General features: G+C 72.4%; 13 protein-coding genes. 8 read left to right on the top strand and 5 right to left on the bottom strand.

The window, feature by feature from the left end:
* Positions 1 to 154: 154 nt before the first annotated feature.
* From NLX94_RS35730 to NLX94_RS35705, 5 genes are all read right to left on the bottom strand, one after another.
* Positions 155 to 1,228, bottom strand: coding sequence for a 2-oxoacid:ferredoxin oxidoreductase subunit beta (locus tag NLX94_RS35730; protein ID WP_254387431.1), 1,074 nt, complete (start codon positions 1,226 to 1,228; stop codon positions 155 to 157).
* A complete protein-coding gene (locus NLX94_RS35725) occupies positions 1,221 to 3,164 on the bottom strand; it encodes a 2-oxoacid:acceptor oxidoreductase subunit alpha (RefSeq protein ID WP_254387430.1) in 1,944 nt (647 codons plus the stop codon). Before NLX94_RS35725 ends, NLX94_RS35730 begins: the two co-directional genes overlap by 8 nt.
* A gap of 144 nt (positions 3,165 to 3,308) precedes the next feature.
* Positions 3,309 to 3,968 carry a response regulator transcription factor gene (locus tag NLX94_RS35720; protein WP_308402626.1) on the bottom strand — a complete coding sequence of 220 codons (660 nt, stop codon included), beginning with the start codon at positions 3,966 to 3,968 and terminating at the stop codon, positions 3,309 to 3,311.
* A gap of 287 nt (positions 3,969 to 4,255) precedes the next feature.
* Positions 4,256 to 5,560 carry a sensor histidine kinase gene (locus tag NLX94_RS35715; protein WP_254387428.1) on the bottom strand — a complete coding sequence of 435 codons (1,305 nt, stop codon included), beginning with the start codon at positions 5,558 to 5,560 and terminating at the stop codon, positions 4,256 to 4,258.
* A gap of 969 nt (positions 5,561 to 6,529) precedes the next feature.
* Positions 6,530 to 7,735, bottom strand: a complete 1,206-nt coding sequence (locus NLX94_RS35705; RefSeq protein WP_254387427.1) for a sensor histidine kinase — start codon at positions 7,733 to 7,735, stop codon at positions 6,530 to 6,532.
* Between the two features lie 156 nt (positions 7,736 to 7,891).
* On the opposite strand from NLX94_RS35705, the gene NLX94_RS35700 reads away from it, so the two are divergent.
* From NLX94_RS35700 to NLX94_RS35665, 8 genes are read left to right on the top strand one after another with little or no spacing between them, the layout of a single operon-like run.
* A complete protein-coding gene (locus NLX94_RS35700; RefSeq protein WP_254387426.1) occupies positions 7,892 to 8,299 on the top strand; it encodes an NADH-quinone oxidoreductase subunit A in 408 nt (135 codons plus the stop codon).
* Positions 8,290 to 8,913, top strand: coding sequence for an NADH-quinone oxidoreductase subunit B (locus NLX94_RS35695; protein WP_254387425.1), 624 nt, complete (start codon positions 8,290 to 8,292; stop codon positions 8,911 to 8,913). The genes NLX94_RS35700 and NLX94_RS35695 overlap by 10 nt, the downstream gene beginning before the upstream one ends.
* Positions 8,910 to 10,235, top strand: a complete 1,326-nt coding sequence (locus NLX94_RS35690; protein WP_254387424.1) for an NADH-quinone oxidoreductase subunit C — start codon at positions 8,910 to 8,912, stop codon at positions 10,233 to 10,235. Before NLX94_RS35695 ends, NLX94_RS35690 begins: the two co-directional genes overlap by 4 nt.
* On the top strand, positions 10,232 to 11,200 hold the full coding sequence (locus NLX94_RS35685; RefSeq protein ID WP_254387423.1) for a complex I subunit 1 family protein: 969 nt from the start codon (positions 10,232 to 10,234) through the stop codon (positions 11,198 to 11,200). The genes NLX94_RS35690 and NLX94_RS35685 overlap by 4 nt, the downstream gene beginning before the upstream one ends.
* Entirely contained in the window at positions 11,200 to 11,814 is a 615-nt protein-coding gene (locus tag NLX94_RS35680) for an NADH-quinone oxidoreductase subunit I (RefSeq protein WP_254387422.1), read from the top strand. Before NLX94_RS35685 ends, NLX94_RS35680 begins: the two co-directional genes overlap by 1 nt.
* A complete protein-coding gene (locus NLX94_RS35675; protein WP_254387421.1) occupies positions 11,814 to 12,419 on the top strand; it encodes an NADH-quinone oxidoreductase subunit J in 606 nt (201 codons plus the stop codon). The genes NLX94_RS35680 and NLX94_RS35675 overlap by 1 nt, the downstream gene beginning before the upstream one ends.
* The gene (gene nuoK / locus NLX94_RS35670; RefSeq protein ID WP_254387420.1) at positions 12,419 to 12,799 is read left to right on the top strand and encodes an NADH-quinone oxidoreductase subunit NuoK; all 381 of its coding nucleotides are present in this window, start codon (positions 12,419 to 12,421) and stop codon (positions 12,797 to 12,799) included. The genes NLX94_RS35675 and nuoK overlap by 1 nt, the downstream gene beginning before the upstream one ends.
* Positions 12,796 to 14,859: an NADH-quinone oxidoreductase subunit L gene (locus tag NLX94_RS35665; RefSeq protein ID WP_254387419.1), complete on the top strand. Its 2,064-nt coding sequence runs from the start codon at positions 12,796 to 12,798 to the stop codon at positions 14,857 to 14,859. The genes nuoK and NLX94_RS35665 overlap by 4 nt, the downstream gene beginning before the upstream one ends.
* Positions 14,860 to 14,887: the final 28 nt, after the last annotated feature.

The raw sequence follows: 14,887 nt of genomic DNA, 5'->3' as shown, positions 1-14,887 counted from the left end.
TTCAAGCCAACCTGACGACGGTATCGCCGCGGGCGCCGAAAGTCATTAGCGTCCCACGAGATGGTCATTACATGGGTGGCTGTGGGGTACGCCGAAGCCCGGACCTGATCCACAGGTCCGGGCTTCGGCGCAGTACGGCTGACCGGCGGCCGTCTCAGCCGACGACGGTCCAGGTGTCGTTCCCGCTCAGCAGCGCGCCCAGGTCGCCCTTGCCGCTGCGGTCCACGGCCGTCTCCAGCTGCTCGGCCATGAGCGTGTCGTAGACGGGCCGCCGCACGTCGCGGAAGACGCCGATGGGCGTCCGGTGCAGCGTGTCGGGGTCGGCCAGCCGGGACAGCGCGAACGCGTTGGTCGGGGAGGCCGAGGAGGCGTCGTGGATGAGGATCCGGGACTCGTTCTCCGGGGTCACGGTCACGACCTCCAGGTCGCCGGTGGCCTCGTTGCGCACGACCCCCTTGGCGTTGTCCACGCCGAAGCGGATCGGCTGCCCCTGCTCCAGGCGGATCACGGCCTCCTGGGCCTGCTCGCGGTCCTTGAGGACCTCGAAGGCGCCGTCGTTGAAGATGTTGCAGTTCTGGTAGATCTCCACCAGCGCCGTGCCCTCGTGGTCGGCCGCCGCGCGCAGCACCTCGGTGAGGTGCTTGCGGTCGGAGTCGACCGTACGGGCCACGAAGGAGGCCTCCGCGCCGATCGCGAGGGAGACCGGGTTGAAGGGCGCGTCGAGCGAGCCCATCGGGGTCGACTTGGTGATCTTGCCGACCTCGGAAGTGGGGGAGTACTGCCCCTTGGTCAGCCCGTAGATCCGGTTGTTGAACAGCAGGATCTTGAGGTTGACGTTCCGCCGCAGGGCGTGGATCAGGTGGTTTCCGCCGATGGAGAGCGCGTCCCCGTCACCGGTGACCACCCAGACCGACAGGTCGCGGCGCGAGGTGGCGAGCCCGGTGGCGATGGCCGGGGCGCGGCCGTGGATGGAGTGCATCCCGTACGTGTCCATGTAGTACGGGAAGCGCGAGGAGCAGCCGATGCCCGAGACGAAGACGATGTTCTCCTTCGCCAGCCCCAGCTCCGGCATGAAGCCCTGGACGGCGGCGAGCACCGCGTAGTCACCGCAGCCGGGGCACCAGCGGACCTCCTGGTCCGACTTGAAGTCCTTCATCGACTGCTTGGCGGCCGCCTTGGGCACCAGCGAGAGCAGGGAGTGGCCGGGGCTGTCGGTCACCTCAGTCATTGATGGCCTCCTTGAGACGGTTGGCGAGCTGCTCGGCCTTGAACGGCATGCCGTTCACCTGGTTGTACGACACCGCGTCGACCAGGTACTTCGCCCTCAGGAGGGTCGCGAGCTGCCCGAGGTTCATCTCCGGCACCACTACCTTGTCGTAACGCTCCAGGACCTCACCCAGATTCCTCGGGAAGGGGTTGAGGTGGCGCAGGTGGGCCTGCGCGATGGGAAGTCCGGCGATCCGCAGCCGGCGTACGGCGGCCGTGATCGGCCCGTACGTCGAACCCCAGCCGATCACCAGGGTCCGCGCGCCGTCCGGGTCGTCGACCTCCAGGTCGGGGACCCGGATGCCGTCGATCTTGGCCTGGCGGGTGCGGACCATGAACTCGTGGTTGGCCGGGTCGTACGAGATGTTGCCCGTGCCGTCCTGCTTCTCGATGCCGCCGATCCGGTGCTCCAGCCCCGGCGTGCCCGGGACCGCCCAGGGGCGGGCCAGGGTCTGCGGATCGCGCTTGTACGGCCAGAAGACCTCGGTGCCGTCCGCGAGCTCGTGGTTCGGCCCGGCGGCGAACTGCACCTTCAGGTCCGGTAGGTCCGCCACGTCCGGGATCCGCCAGGGCTCGGAGCCGTTGGCGAGGTACCCGTCGGAGAGCAGGAACACCGGGGTCCGGTAGGTCAGCGCGATCCGGGCCGCGTCCAGCGCCGCGTCGAAGCAGTCCGCCGGGGTGCGCGGGGCCACGATCGGCACCGGCGCCTCGCCGTTGCGCCCGTACATGGCCTGGAGCAGGTCGGCCTGCTCCGTCTTGGTCGGCAGACCCGTGGAGGGGCCGCCGCGCTGGATGTCCACGATCAGCAGCGGCAGCTCCAGGGAGACCGCGAGACCGATCGTCTCGGACTTCAGGGCCACGCCCGGGCCGGAGGTGGTGGTCACGGCGAGCGCGCCGCCGAAGGCCGCGCCCAGGGCCGCGCCGATGCCGGCGATCTCGTCCTCGGCCTGGAAGGTGCGTACGCCGAAGTTCTTGTGCTTCGACAGCTCGTGCAGGATGTCCGAGGCCGGGGTGATCGGGTACGAGCCCAGGTAGAGCGGCAGATCGGCCTGCTGGCCCGCCGCGATCAGCCCGTAGGACAGGGCGAGGTTCCCGGAGATGTTGCGGTAGGTGCCGGTCGGGAAGGCGCGGGTGGCCGGGGCCACCTCGTAGGAGACGGCGAAGTCCTCGGTGGTCTCGCCGAAGTTCCAGCCGGCCCGGAAGGCGGTGACGTTCGCCTCCGCGATCTCGGGCTTCTTCGCGAACTTCTGCCGCAGGAAGTTCTCGGTGCCCTCGGTGGGCCGGTGGTACATCCAGGACAGCAGCCCGAGCGCGAACATGTTCTTGCTGCGCTCGGCCTCCTTGCGGGAGAGCCCGAACTCCTTCAGCGCCTCGACCGTGAGGGTGGTCAGCGGCACCGGGTGGACGTTGTAGGCGTCCAGCGAGCCGTCCTCCAGCGGGGAGGTCTCGTAGCCGACCTTGGCCATCGGGCGCTTGGTGAACTCGTCGGTGTTGACGATGATCTCCGCGCCGCGCGGCACGTCCGCGATGTTCGCCTTCAGCGCCGCCGGGTTCATCGCCACCAGGACGTTCGGGGCGTCGCCCGGCGTCAGGATGTCGTGGTCGGCGAAGTGCAGCTGGAAGGACGAGACGCCGGGGAGGGTGCCAGCGGGCGCCCTGATCTCGGCCGGGAAGTTCGGCAGCGTCGAGAGGTCGTTGCCGAAGGAGGCGGTTTCCGAGGTGAAGCGGTCACCGGTGAGCTGCATGCCGTCACCGGAGTCACCCGCGAAGCGAATGATCACCCGGTCGAGCCGGCGCACTTCCTTCGTCCCCGTGTCCGGGGACGTCCGCTGCTCGCCGACGACTGCGCCTCCGGCCCCGTCGGACTGTTCGGCTGGGCTACTGACCTGGCTGGTCACTGAACTGGACCTCCTTCGAGGCGTGAGCACTGCCCAAGGTCAACCCTACGACCGCAGGGACGGCTTCCCGGGGTGCTCATTTTCTGGACCGCCCCTTTCGGCGGTCTGTCCGAATCCGGCCTTACCTGACAGAGTGTCAGTTGATCAAGATCTTAGGTAGGTGAGAACGGCCAGCACCCGCCGGTGATCCCCGTCACTGGGTGACAGCCCCAGCTTCATGAAGATGTTGCTGACGTGCTTCTCCACCGCCCCGTCGCTCACCACCAGCTGCTTGGCCACCGCGGAATTGGTCCGGCCCTCGGCCATCAGCCCCAGCACCTCGCGCTCGCGCGGGGTCAGCCCCGCCAGCACGTCCTGCTTGCGGCTGCGGCCGAGCAGCTGCGCCACGACCTCCGGGTCCAGCGCCGTACCGCCCCGCGCGACCCGGACGACGGCGTCGAGGAACTCCCGCACATCGGCCACCCGGTCCTTGAGCAGGTACCCCACTCCGGTACTGGAGCCGGCCAGCAGCTCGGTGGCGTACTGCTCCTCCACGTACTGGGACAGCACGAGCACGCCTATGCCGGGGTGATCGCGGCGCAGCCGCACGGCCGCCCGTACGCCCTCGTCGGTGTGCGTCGGCGGCATCCGCACATCGGCCACCACCACGTCCGGCAGCGCGTCCTCGGCCGCCAGCTCCGCCACCGTCTTGATCAGGGCTTCCGCGTCCCCGACGCCCGCGACGACGTCATGCCCCCGGTCGGTCAGCAACCGGGTCAGGCCCTCACGCAGCAGCACTGAATCCTCGGCGATGACCACGCGCACCCTGTCTTCCACTGCTCTGCTGCTCCCGCGTCCGCTCAAGCCCCGTGTTCCCTGACTCAGCCAAGCATCCCAGTCTTGAGCCCGGATACAGCCTGAGCGCGATCAACGGTTACCCCGGGAACGGCTGTTTCCGGCCTCGTGAGCCCCCCCGGAGCCGCCCACCCGCCAAAGTCAGGGCTTTGGGCCCGCGGGGCGGCGGGGCGAACGGCGCCCGGGGCGTGACGTACGACCGCACGGACACCCCTGCGGGGCATCCGTGCGGTGGGTGATGCGTTGATCCGCAGGTGTCAGACGGCTCGCCAGGGGAGTTCCGCGGTGACGGTCGTGCCGCCGCCGGCGGGGGAGTCCACGACCAGCACCCCGTCCACGGCGTCGAGCCGCTCGGCCAGCCCCGCCAGTCCCGAACCGGCTGCCACGCCGGCTCCGCCCACCCCGTCGTCGGCGACCTGGATCAGCAGCCGCTCGCCCGACTTCCACACGTCCACACCGGCCGTACGGGCCTTCGCGTGCTTGCTCACGTTCTGCAGCAGCTCCGACACCGTGAAGTACGCGATCCCCTCGATCGCCGCCGCCGGCCGCGAGGGCAGGTCCACGGCCACCCGGACCGGCACAGCGCAGCGGGAGGCCACCGAGGACAGGGCCGCGTCCAGCCCCCGGTCGGTCAGTACCGCGGGGTGGATGCCGCGGGCCAGGTCCCGCAGCTCCTGCAGGGCGATCTTCACCTCCCCGTGCGCCTCGTCCACCATCCGGGCGGCGGCCCGCGGGTCCTCCGTCAGCTTCTCCTTCGCCAGCCCCAGATCCATGGCCAGCGCCACCAGCCGGGCCTGCGCACCGTCGTGCAGATCGCGCTCGATGCGCCGCAGGTCCGCCGCGGCGGTGTCGACCACGACACCGCGGTCGGACTCCAGCTCGCTGACCCGGTGCGCCAGGCGGGACGGCCCGAGCAGCCCGGAGACGAGCACCCGGTCCACGGTGGCCAGGGCCCGGACCACCCAGGGGGTGGCCAGCGTGAAGGCCAGCCCGATAGCGCAGGTCACCGCGATCGCGAGCGGGGAGTCCAGGTAGAGGGAGTAGTCGTCGTTCTGGAAGACCTGCAGCCCCGGCTGATCGGTGAACGCCGGGAAGACCCAGAACCAGAGCGGGTAGAGGAGCATGGCCCACCCGTAGGCCCAGAACGTCAGGGCCACGCAGAAGGCGAAGACCGCCCACGGGAAGTGGATCACCGAGTACAGCACGTGCCGCCAGGCGCTCCCGCTCTTGAGCAGCGCCGCCATCCCGGCGATCGCCCCGCCCTTCTCGGCCCGGATCGGAGCCGGCTCCGCGATCCCGACGCCGAGCATGCCGCGCGCCCGGGCCCGCTCCACCCGCCCGAACCCGCGGCACATGGCCAGGACCCCGGCCAGCACCGGGACCCCGAGGAAGGTGACGAGCAGTCCGGCGCCGAGGCTGACGCCGGCGATCGCGAGGGAGAAGTACAGGGTGCTGAGCGGCAGCCCGAGCAACAGGTACCCGAACTCCCGCCAGGTCCGCCCCGCGAAGGGAGCCCGGACCACCCTCCCGAACCCACTTGCCCCGTACACACCGCTGTCCATATCGCCGACCCGCCCTTCTCCACTGTGTCCCCCCACCCTCCCGCGCCCCGCCTCGCCCCAACATCCGGCAGGTCGGCCTCTCCCACGGGGGGTTAACCCCACCCTGGCCGGGTCCTGCCCGGCCCCGGCCTGCCCCGAGCCCCGCCGCTGCTCCGGCCCGACTCGCCTCAGCCAGGCCCGGCCCTGCCTGACCTGGGGCCCGGGACGAGCGCGGGCGCCGCCCTGGCCTGGCCTGGCTGGGCCTTGGCCCGGGTCTGCCTCGCGTTGCCCCGGCCTCGGCTCGGCCGGAGCCTCCGGCCCGGATCGACACGGGCCGAAGGCTCCGGCCAGGGCTGCCGGTGCTCCCGCACGGAGGGCCGAGCCCCCTCCCCGCCCTTCGCCCGTTCCCCGGGCTCCGCCCAGACCCGCGCCTCAAACGCCGGCGGGGCTGGACATGTCCAGCCCCGCCGATACATCCACCTGCCGGTTCGCCGGGCTCTGCCGGTCGCCGGGCTCTGCCGGTTCGCGGGGCTCTGCCGGTCTACCGGGCTCTGCCGGTCTACCGGGCTCTGCCGGTCACCGGGCTCTGCCGGTCTACCGGGCTCTGCCGGTCACCGGGCTCCGCCGGTCTACCGGGCTCCGCCGGTTCACCAGGCTCCGCCGCTTCGCCGGGCTCTGCCGGTTCGCGGGGCCCTGCCGGTTCGCCGGGCTCCGCCGCTTCACGGCGCTATGCCGATTCACCCGGCTGCGCCTGTTCACCGGGCTCTGCCCGCACAGTCAGTCCGGCGCCGGCCAAATTCAGCCTCGCCGGCGTTTGAGGCGCGGGGGTCCGGGGGCTGGCCCGCCGGCAACGGCGGCGCGCACGCGCACGGCGGGCACCACATCCGGCGCCCGCCGGAGCGGAAGGCTCCGCCCACGGATCCCGCGCCGGCCGGCGCTGCAGGCGCCCGGGGCACCCGGGGACGGAGGCCCCGGCGGGCCCCCGCCGGGTCAGGCCTGCCCCCGCTGCGCAGCGCGCTCGCGCCACGGCAGCTCCGCCGTGACCACGGTGCCCTCCCCGGCGGGGGACTCGACCACCAGCACCCCGTCCACCGCGTCGAGCCGCTCGCCCAGCCCCGCCAGCCCGGACCCGGCCCGCGCGTCCGCGCCCCCGCGCCCGTCGTCCGACACCCGGATCAGCAGCCGCGCGTCGGCGGAGCCCCCCGTGCGCCACACCTCGACCTCCGCGAGCCGCGCCCCCGGCCCCGCATGCTTGCTCACGTTCTGCAGCAGCTCCGAGACCACGAAGTACGCGATCCCCTCGATCGCCTCCGCCGGCCGCGCCGGCAGGTCCACCGACACCTTCACGGGGACCAGGCACCGGGAGGCCACCGAGGACAGCGCCGCGTCCAGCCCCCGGTCGGTGAGCACCGCAGGGTGGATCCCGCGCGCGAGGTCCCGCAGCTCCTGGAGGGCGATCTTCACTTCCCCGTGCGCCTCGTCCACCATCGCCGCCGCCCCTTCCGGATCCTCCAGCAGCTTCTCCTTCGCCAGCCCCAGCCCCATCGCCAGCGCCACCAACCTCGCCTGCGCCCCGTCGTGGAGGTCCCGCTCGATGCGCCGCAGGTCCGCCGCCGCCGTGTCGACGACGACACCCCGGTCGGACTCCAGTTCGGCGATGCGCCGCTCCAGCTCGTCGGAGGGCGACAGCAGGCCCCGTACCATCGCGCGGTCCACGTTCGCGAGCCCGCGGACCACCCACGGCATCACCGGCCACAGCACGAAGAGCCCGGTCAGCGCCACGGTGAAGGTGGCGATCGCCCACGGCAGCCGGATCAGCTCGAACAGCACGGTCCGCCAGGCCACCGGGTCCTTGAGGCTCGCCCACAGCCAGGGGAAGAACCCGCCGGACCGGCCCGGCCCCGGCATCGGCGTCGGCTCGTCGACCCGTACGCCCAGGAGGTCGCGGGCCCGCGCCCGTTCCAGCCGTCCCAACTGGCGAGACATGAACAGACCACATGCGAGCAGCGGAAGACCGATCGCCGTCACGGACAGACCGCCGGCGGTCGCCACCATCACCACGGTGAAGACGAACCCGATGAGGGCGGCGGGCAAATTGCTCAGCAGATAAGCGATTTCCTTCCACGTCACGGCATCGAAGGGTGCGCGTACGGGAGGAGGAGCGCCGTCGTCGGGGGTGTGCTTGCTCGCGGTCATGCGCCTACCCTGCCAAGCCGCGGGCCCCTCGTGCCATGGGGTAGCCGGGCCGAGGTAAACGGGGGATAACCCCACCCCGTGGAGCCCAGGCCCTAGACTCCCGTCCGTACCAGATCAACCTGATCGTCGACAGAGGCCGAGGAACGAGGAACGGACGTGCCCGAACCAACGGTATCGACCGTATCCGTGCTCGCAGCGGACTACTTCCGAACGTATTCGGTCGTCGGCCTCCTGGCCGCGCTCGGTGTGCTCTTCGTGGCGGTGGCGTTCGGCGCCGGCCGCCTGCTGAGACCGTCCGTCCCGACTCGCGAGAAGCTGCTGACCTACGAGTGCGGCGTGGACCCGGTGGGCGAGGGCTGGGCGCACACCCAGGTCCGCTACTACGTCTACGCCTTCCTCTACGTCATCTTCGCCGTCGACTCGATCTTCCTCTTCCCGTGGGCGACGGTGTTCGCCGCCGCCGGCTATGGCGCCACGACGCTGGTGGAGATGTTCATCTTCCTCGGCTTCCTGGCCGTCGGCCTGCTCTACGCGTACAAGAAGGGCGTCCTCGAATGGCTGTGACCCCGGCCGGTTCCCCGGCCGAGCCGTCGGAGCCGCAGCTGCTCCCGGAGCCGAAGCGGCTGGGCGTGCTGTCCCGCCTCGCGCCCGAGCCCATGAAGGTGGTCCTCAACTGGGGCCGCCGCTACAGCCTGTGGGTCTTCAACTTCGGCCTCGCCTGCTGCGCGATCGAGTTCATCGCGGCCTCGATGGCCCGGCACGACTTCATCCGGCTCGGCGTCATCCCGTTCGCGCCCGGCCCGCGCCAGGCGGACCTCATGATCGTCTCCGGCACGGTGACGGACAAGATGGCCCCGGCGGTCAAGCGGCTGTACGAGCAGATGCCCGAGCCCAAGTACGTCATCTCCTTCGGCGCCTGCTCCAACTGCGGCGGCCCGTACTGGGACTCGTACTCGGTGACCAAGGGCGTCGACCAGATCATCCCGGTCGACGTCTACGTCCCCGGCTGCCCGCCCCGCCCCGAGGCCCTCCTCCAGGGCATCCTCAAGCTCCAGGAGAAGATCGCCCGCGAGTCGCTGGCGGAGCGCTACGCGAACACGGCCCCGCCGTCGCCCGCGCAGCTCACCAGCGGCCTGATCACTCCTCCTCCCGCTCCCTCCACCGGGACGGACGCGTGAACCTCTACGACTCGCTCCCCGACGCGGCGGCGACGGTCTTCGGCGCCGAAGCCGTGGGCTCCTTCGCCTACTCCGTCCTCACGGTCGACGTCCCCACCGCGAGCTGGATCCCCGCGCTGGAGATCGCCCGCGACAAGCTGGGCTGCACCTACTTCGACTGGCTGAGCGCGGTGGACGAGCCGGGCACCGGCTTCCGCATCTGCGCGCACGTGGTCTCCCTGGAGAACCGGCGCGTACGCCGCCTGCTGCTGCGCACCACGGTTCCGCACTCGGCGCCCTCCCTGCCCTCGGCCGTCCCGCTCTACGCGGGCGCGGAATGGCACGAGCGCGAGACCTGGGAGATGTTCGGGGTCGCCTTCACGGACCACCCGAACCTGATCCCCCTCCTCCTCCCCGAGAACTTCGAGGGCCACCCGCTGCGCAAGGACTTCGTCCTCGCGGCGCGGGTCGCCAAGGCATGGCCGGGCGCGAAGGAGCCGGGCGAGGCCCACGACCCGGACGCCCCGAAGCGCCGGCAGATGCTCCCGCCGGGCGTACCGGACCCCAACGACTGGGGCCCCCTGAAGGGCCAGCTCCCCCCGGCCCCCGCCCGCCCCGCCCGCACCCCCCGCGCCGCGGCCGGTGCCGCCGGCGAACGCCCGGCCCGCACCCCGCGCGCGGCAGCCGGCGCCCCCGGCGAACGCCCGGCCCGCACCCCCCGCGAAGCCACCCCGCCGACCTCGCCCGAGGAGACCCCGGCCCGCCCGGTCCGCCGCTCCCGCTCGGTAGCGGACGGCTCCGCGAGCCAGGCGGCGGCAGCAACCCCGCCGCCGGCGGACGCCGCGAGCCCGGCGCCGGCGGAAGCCCCGGCGACTCCGGCCGAAGCGAGCCCGGCCCCGGCCGAGGCGGCCCCGGGCCGCCCGGTGCGCCGCTCCCGCTCGGTGGCGGACGGCTCCGCGAGCCAGACCGCGGCTCCGGCCGGAGCCGAGGGCACGCCCGCGGCGGAGCCCCAGGCCCCCGCCCGCCCGGTACGCGGCAGCACGGACGCCCCCTGGCACAACCCGAAGCCCGCCTTCGACACCCCCGACCCGGCCACCCCGGCCGAGCCGGCGCCGCAGGCTGCTCCGGCGACCCCTGCCACCCAGGCGGCTCCGGCCGACGGCCAGGCGGGCTCCGTAGAGCCCGAGGCCAAGGGTGAGTCCGAGGCCGAGCCCAAGGCCGAGCCCAAGGCCGAGCCCAAGGCCGGGCCCGAGGCCGAGCCCAAGGCCGAGCCCAAGGCCGACCCGGACTCCGAGTCCGGGTCGGACACCACCCCCCACGACCCCACCGGAGGCGCCGCGTGAACGACGTCCTCGACGTCGCCCTGCGGCTGATCGTCGTCTTCGCCGTCTTCCTCGTGCTCCCGCTCGTCGTCGGGCAGACCGAGCACAAGGTGATGGCCCACATGCAGGGCCGCCTCGGCCCCATGTACGCCGGCGGCTTCCACGGCTGGGCCCAGCTCGTCGCCGACGGAGTCAAGTTCGCGCAGAAGGAAGACATCGTCCCGGCCAACGCCGACCGCCGTGTCTTCCAGCTCGCCCCCGCCGTCGCGCTCCTCCCGTACCTCCTGGTCCTCCTCGCCATCCCGATCGGCCCCGGCGAGGGCGCCGTCGGCCAGGTCATCGACGCGGGGGTCTTCTTCGCGCTCGCCGTCATGGGCGTCGGAGTGCTCGGCTCGCTCATGGCCGGCTGGGCCTCCGCGAACAAGTTCTCCCTCCTCGGAGGCCTCCGCACCGCCGCCCAGCTGCTCGCCTACGAGCTCCCCATGCTGCTCGCGGCGGCCTCGGTCGCCATGGCCGCCGGAACCGTCTCCCTCCCCGGCATCGTCGGCGCCTTCGAGTGGTGGTGGCTGCCCTGGCAGATCGTCGGCGGCCTGGTCTTCTTCACCGCCGGCCTCGCCGAACTCCAGCGGCCCCCCTTCGACATGCCCGTCGCCGACTCCGAGATCATCTTCGGCGCGTACACCGAGTACACCGGGCTGCGCTTCGCGCTGTTCCTGCTCGCCGAGTACGCCGGCATCGTCGTCCTGTGCGCCCTGACCACCGTCCTCTTCCTGGGCGGCTGGCACGGCCCCTTCGGCGGTGACGACTTCGGCTGGGCCTGGACCCTGATCAAGATCGCCGCGCTCTCCTTCGTGGTGATCTGGCTCCGCGTGAGCTACCCCCGGCTGCGCGAGGACCAGCTGCAGAAGCTCGCCTGGACCGTACTCATCCCCCTCGCGCTCGCCCAGATCGCGCTCACCGGCATCGTGAAGGTGGCGATCCAGTAATGCCTCCCATCCCCGGCTCCGGCCTCGCCAAGGGTCTGGCGGTCACGCTGCGCACGATGACGAAGCGCTCGCACACCGCCCAGTACCCCGAGGTGCAGCCCGAACTCCCGCCGCGCTCGCGCGGGGTCATCGGCCTGTTCGAGGAGAACTGCACGGTCTGCATGCTGTGCGCGCGCGAGTGCCCCGACTGGTGCATCTACATCGACTCCCACAAGGAGACGATCCCGGCCGCCGCCCCCGGTGGCCGTGAGCGCAGCCGCAACGTCCTCGACCGCTTCGCCATCGACTTCTCCCTCTGCATGTACTGCGGGATCTGCATCGAGGTGTGCCCCTTCGACGCCCTGTTCTGGTCGCCGGAGTTCGAGTACGCCGAGACCGACATCCACGAACTGACCCACGAGCGCGACAAGCTGCGCGAGTGGATGTGGACCGTCCCGGCCCCGCCCGCCCTGGACCCGGCCGCCGAGGAGCCCAAGGAGATCGCGGCCGCCCGCAAGGCCGTGGAGAAGGCGGAGGCCGCAGCCGCCGCCGAGCAGTCCGCGGCCGCGCCCGTGCAGCCCGGCTACCCGGTGCAGCCCGGCAACCCCCCGAACCCGGCGGGAGGCGCCGCCTGATGCTCACCGTCCACCTCGCAGCCGCCGCCCAAGGCCACGGCTTCCTCTCCCCGACCGGCGTCGAGATCGCCTTCGTCCTCGTCGGCCTCGCCACCCTCGGCGCGGCCGCCGTCACGGTCACCACCAAGCAGCTCGTGCACGCCGCCCTGTGGCTGGTCGTCGCACTCGGCGGGATCGCGGTCGAGTACCTCCTCCTCACGGCGGAGTTCATCGCCTGGGTCCAGGTGCTGATCTACCTCGGTTCCGTGGTCGTCCTCCTCCTCTTCGGGCTGATGCTCACCAAGGCCCCCATCGGACGCTCGCCGGACGCCGACTCGGGCAACCGGCCGGTCGCCCTCGGCGTCGCCCTCGTCGCGGCCGCCGCGCTCGTCTGGGTGGTCGTCGACGCCTTCCGCACCACGTGGATCGACCTCGACGGACCCGCCCAGGGCTCCACCAAGGTCTCCGGCGAGATCCTCTTCCGGCACTGGGTGCTGCCGTTCGAGGCGCTCTCCGTCCTCCTCCTCGCGGCCCTGATCGGCGCCATCGTGCTGTCCCGCAAGGACGCGCCCGCCGATACGACCCCCACCGCGACCCCCGCCGACCCGAAGGGCGGGCAGCGCTGATGCACCTCGCCTACCCCGCCGTCCTGGCGGCGCTCCTCTTCTGCACGGGCCTGTACGGAGTGCTCGCCCGCCGCAACGCCATCCTGGTCCTGATGTCCGTCGAGCTGATGCTCAACGCCGTCAACCTCAACCTGGTGGCCTTCGACGTCTGGCTGCGCGACAGCCTGCACGCCGGCCAGGCCCTGACCCTCTTCACCATCGCCATCGCCGCCGCCGAGATCGGCATCGGCCTCGCGATCGTGCTGATGGTCTACCGCAACCGGGGCACCGCGGACGTCGACCGCCTGCGCGACACCGCCGAGGGCCACGAGCCGGGCGGCCCCCACCCGGCCGGAGCGACCCCGGACAGCGCGAACCCTGCGACCGGAGCCGCCGCGTGAGCACCCCGACCCTCGCCGTACTGGTCCCCCTCCTGCCCTTCCTGGGCGCGCTGGCGGGACTGCTGCTCGGCCGCACCGCCCCCGGCTTCGTCAAGCCGCTCGCCGTCCTGCCGACGCTGGCCGCCGCCGTCCTCGCGGTCCTGGTCGCCTTCCGCCAGGGCGGCGGCAAGGCGATCGACACGGCGACCGAGCTGACCCCGACCGGCTCGGTGCCCATCGAGCTCTCGCTCCACCTGGACGGCTTCGCCGTCATGGTGGCCGTCCTCGTCGGCCTCGTCGCCACCTGCGTGCAGGTCTACTCGACGGCGTACCTGCGCGAGGACCCGCGCTACCCGTCCTACGCCGCTCTGGTCTCACTGTTCACCTCCGCCATGCTGCTCGTCGTCTACTCCGGCGACCTGATGGTGCTGCTGGTCGGCTGGGAGATCATGGGCATCTGCTCGTACTTCCTGGTCGGCCACTACTGGGAGACCGAGGCGGCCCGCTCCGCCTCCCTGAAGGCCTTCCTCGTCACCAAGCTGGGCGACGTCCCCTTCCTCATCGGCCTGTTCGCGCTCGCCACCGACGCCGGCTCCTTCCGGATCACCAAGATCCTGGGCACCGTCGCCGCGGGCGGCCTCGACCACCCGACGCTCATCGCGCTGCTCCTGCTGGCCGGAGTCGCGGGCAAGTCCGCGCAGTTCCCGCTGCACACCTGGCTCCCGGACGCCATGGCGGGCCCCACCCCGGTCTCCGCACTGATCCACGCCGCGACGATGGTCGCCGCCGGTGTCTACTTCGTGGCCCGCCTCCTCCCCGTCTTCGCGGCCTCCCGGGCCGCGCTGGTGGTCCTGGCCGTCATGGCGGCCGTCACGATGATCGGCTCCGCCCTCGCCGCCCTGGCCCAGGACGACATCAAGCGGGTGCTCGCCTACTCAACGATCGGCCAGCTCGGCTACATGACCGGGGCCCTGGCCGTCGGCGACCGCGCGGCCGCCGTCTTCCACCTCCTGTCCCACGGCGCCTTCAAGGCGCTCCTCTTCCTCGGCGCCGGCGTGATCATCCACGCCGCGGGGACCAACTCCCTGGCCGCCATGTCCCGCATGGACGACCTGTCCAAGCGCATCCCCGACGCCTTCTGGACGATGACGATCGCGCTGCTCGCGCTCGCCGCCTTCCCGCCCTTCGCCGGCTTCTTCTCCAAGGAAGCCGTCCTCGTCGCCGCCGAGCACACCGCCGGCGGCCACTCGGAGCTCGCCCCGAGCGCGGCCGGCTGGGTGGTCCTCGTCGCCGGTGTGCTGACCGCCCTGCTCACCGCCGCCTACGCCACCCGGCTGTGGCTGATGGCCTTCCGCGGCCGGGGCGCCGCCGCCCCCGACCACGGCAAGGAGCCCGTCGCCATGACCGGCGTGCTGTGGCTGCTGGCCGTCCCGTCCGTGGGCTTCGGCCTGCTGGCCGGGCCCCTCGCCGACTTCTTCGAAGGCCGCGAGCTCACCCCGTCGCTGACGACCTCGGTCCTCGGCACGGGCGCCGCCGTCGTCGGCGCGGTCCTGACCTACGCCCTGTGGCAGCGTGCCCAGGCCCAAGCCGCCCTGGCCCCGGCCGCAGCGGGCGTCCCGGGAGCGGGCGTCCCGGGCGCCGGCACCCCCGCAGCGCACGCCGGCGCCACCGCCCCGTTGCCCGCGTCCGTCGCGGCCGCCGAGTCCGCCGCCGAGAGCCCCGAGGTCGGCGAGGTCACCCACGACCACCCCGTCGTCTCCAGCGCCCCCGCCGCCGACCCCGGCCGCGCGCTGCTCGGCCCACTGCACCGGCACGCAGCCGTCGGCTTCCACCTCGACGCCGTCTACGACCGCCTGTTCGTCCGCCCCGTCCGGGCCGCCGCAGCCCTCGTGCGCTTCCTCGACCGCGAGGTCGTGGACTCGTACGTCCGTGGCGCCGGCCTCGGCCCCCGGCTGCTCGGCGGCCTCGTGCGCCGCGCCCAGACCGGCAACGTGCAGAGCTACCTGAGCGCCCTGCTCGCCGGAGCCGTGGTCCTGGCGATCGCCACCGCCGTCCTCGCCAACGTCAACGCCGGATCGTGAGCCGTGAGTCAGCCGTGATTGATATCAG

Origin of the sequence: Streptomyces sp. TBY4 (assembly GCF_024213195.1) — a bacterium.
Taxonomy (GTDB): Bacteria; Actinomycetota; Actinomycetes; order Streptomycetales; family Streptomycetaceae; genus Streptomyces.
The sequence above is the reverse complement of the archived record's forward strand: the minus strand, read 5'-3'. Positions and strand labels throughout refer to the sequence as shown.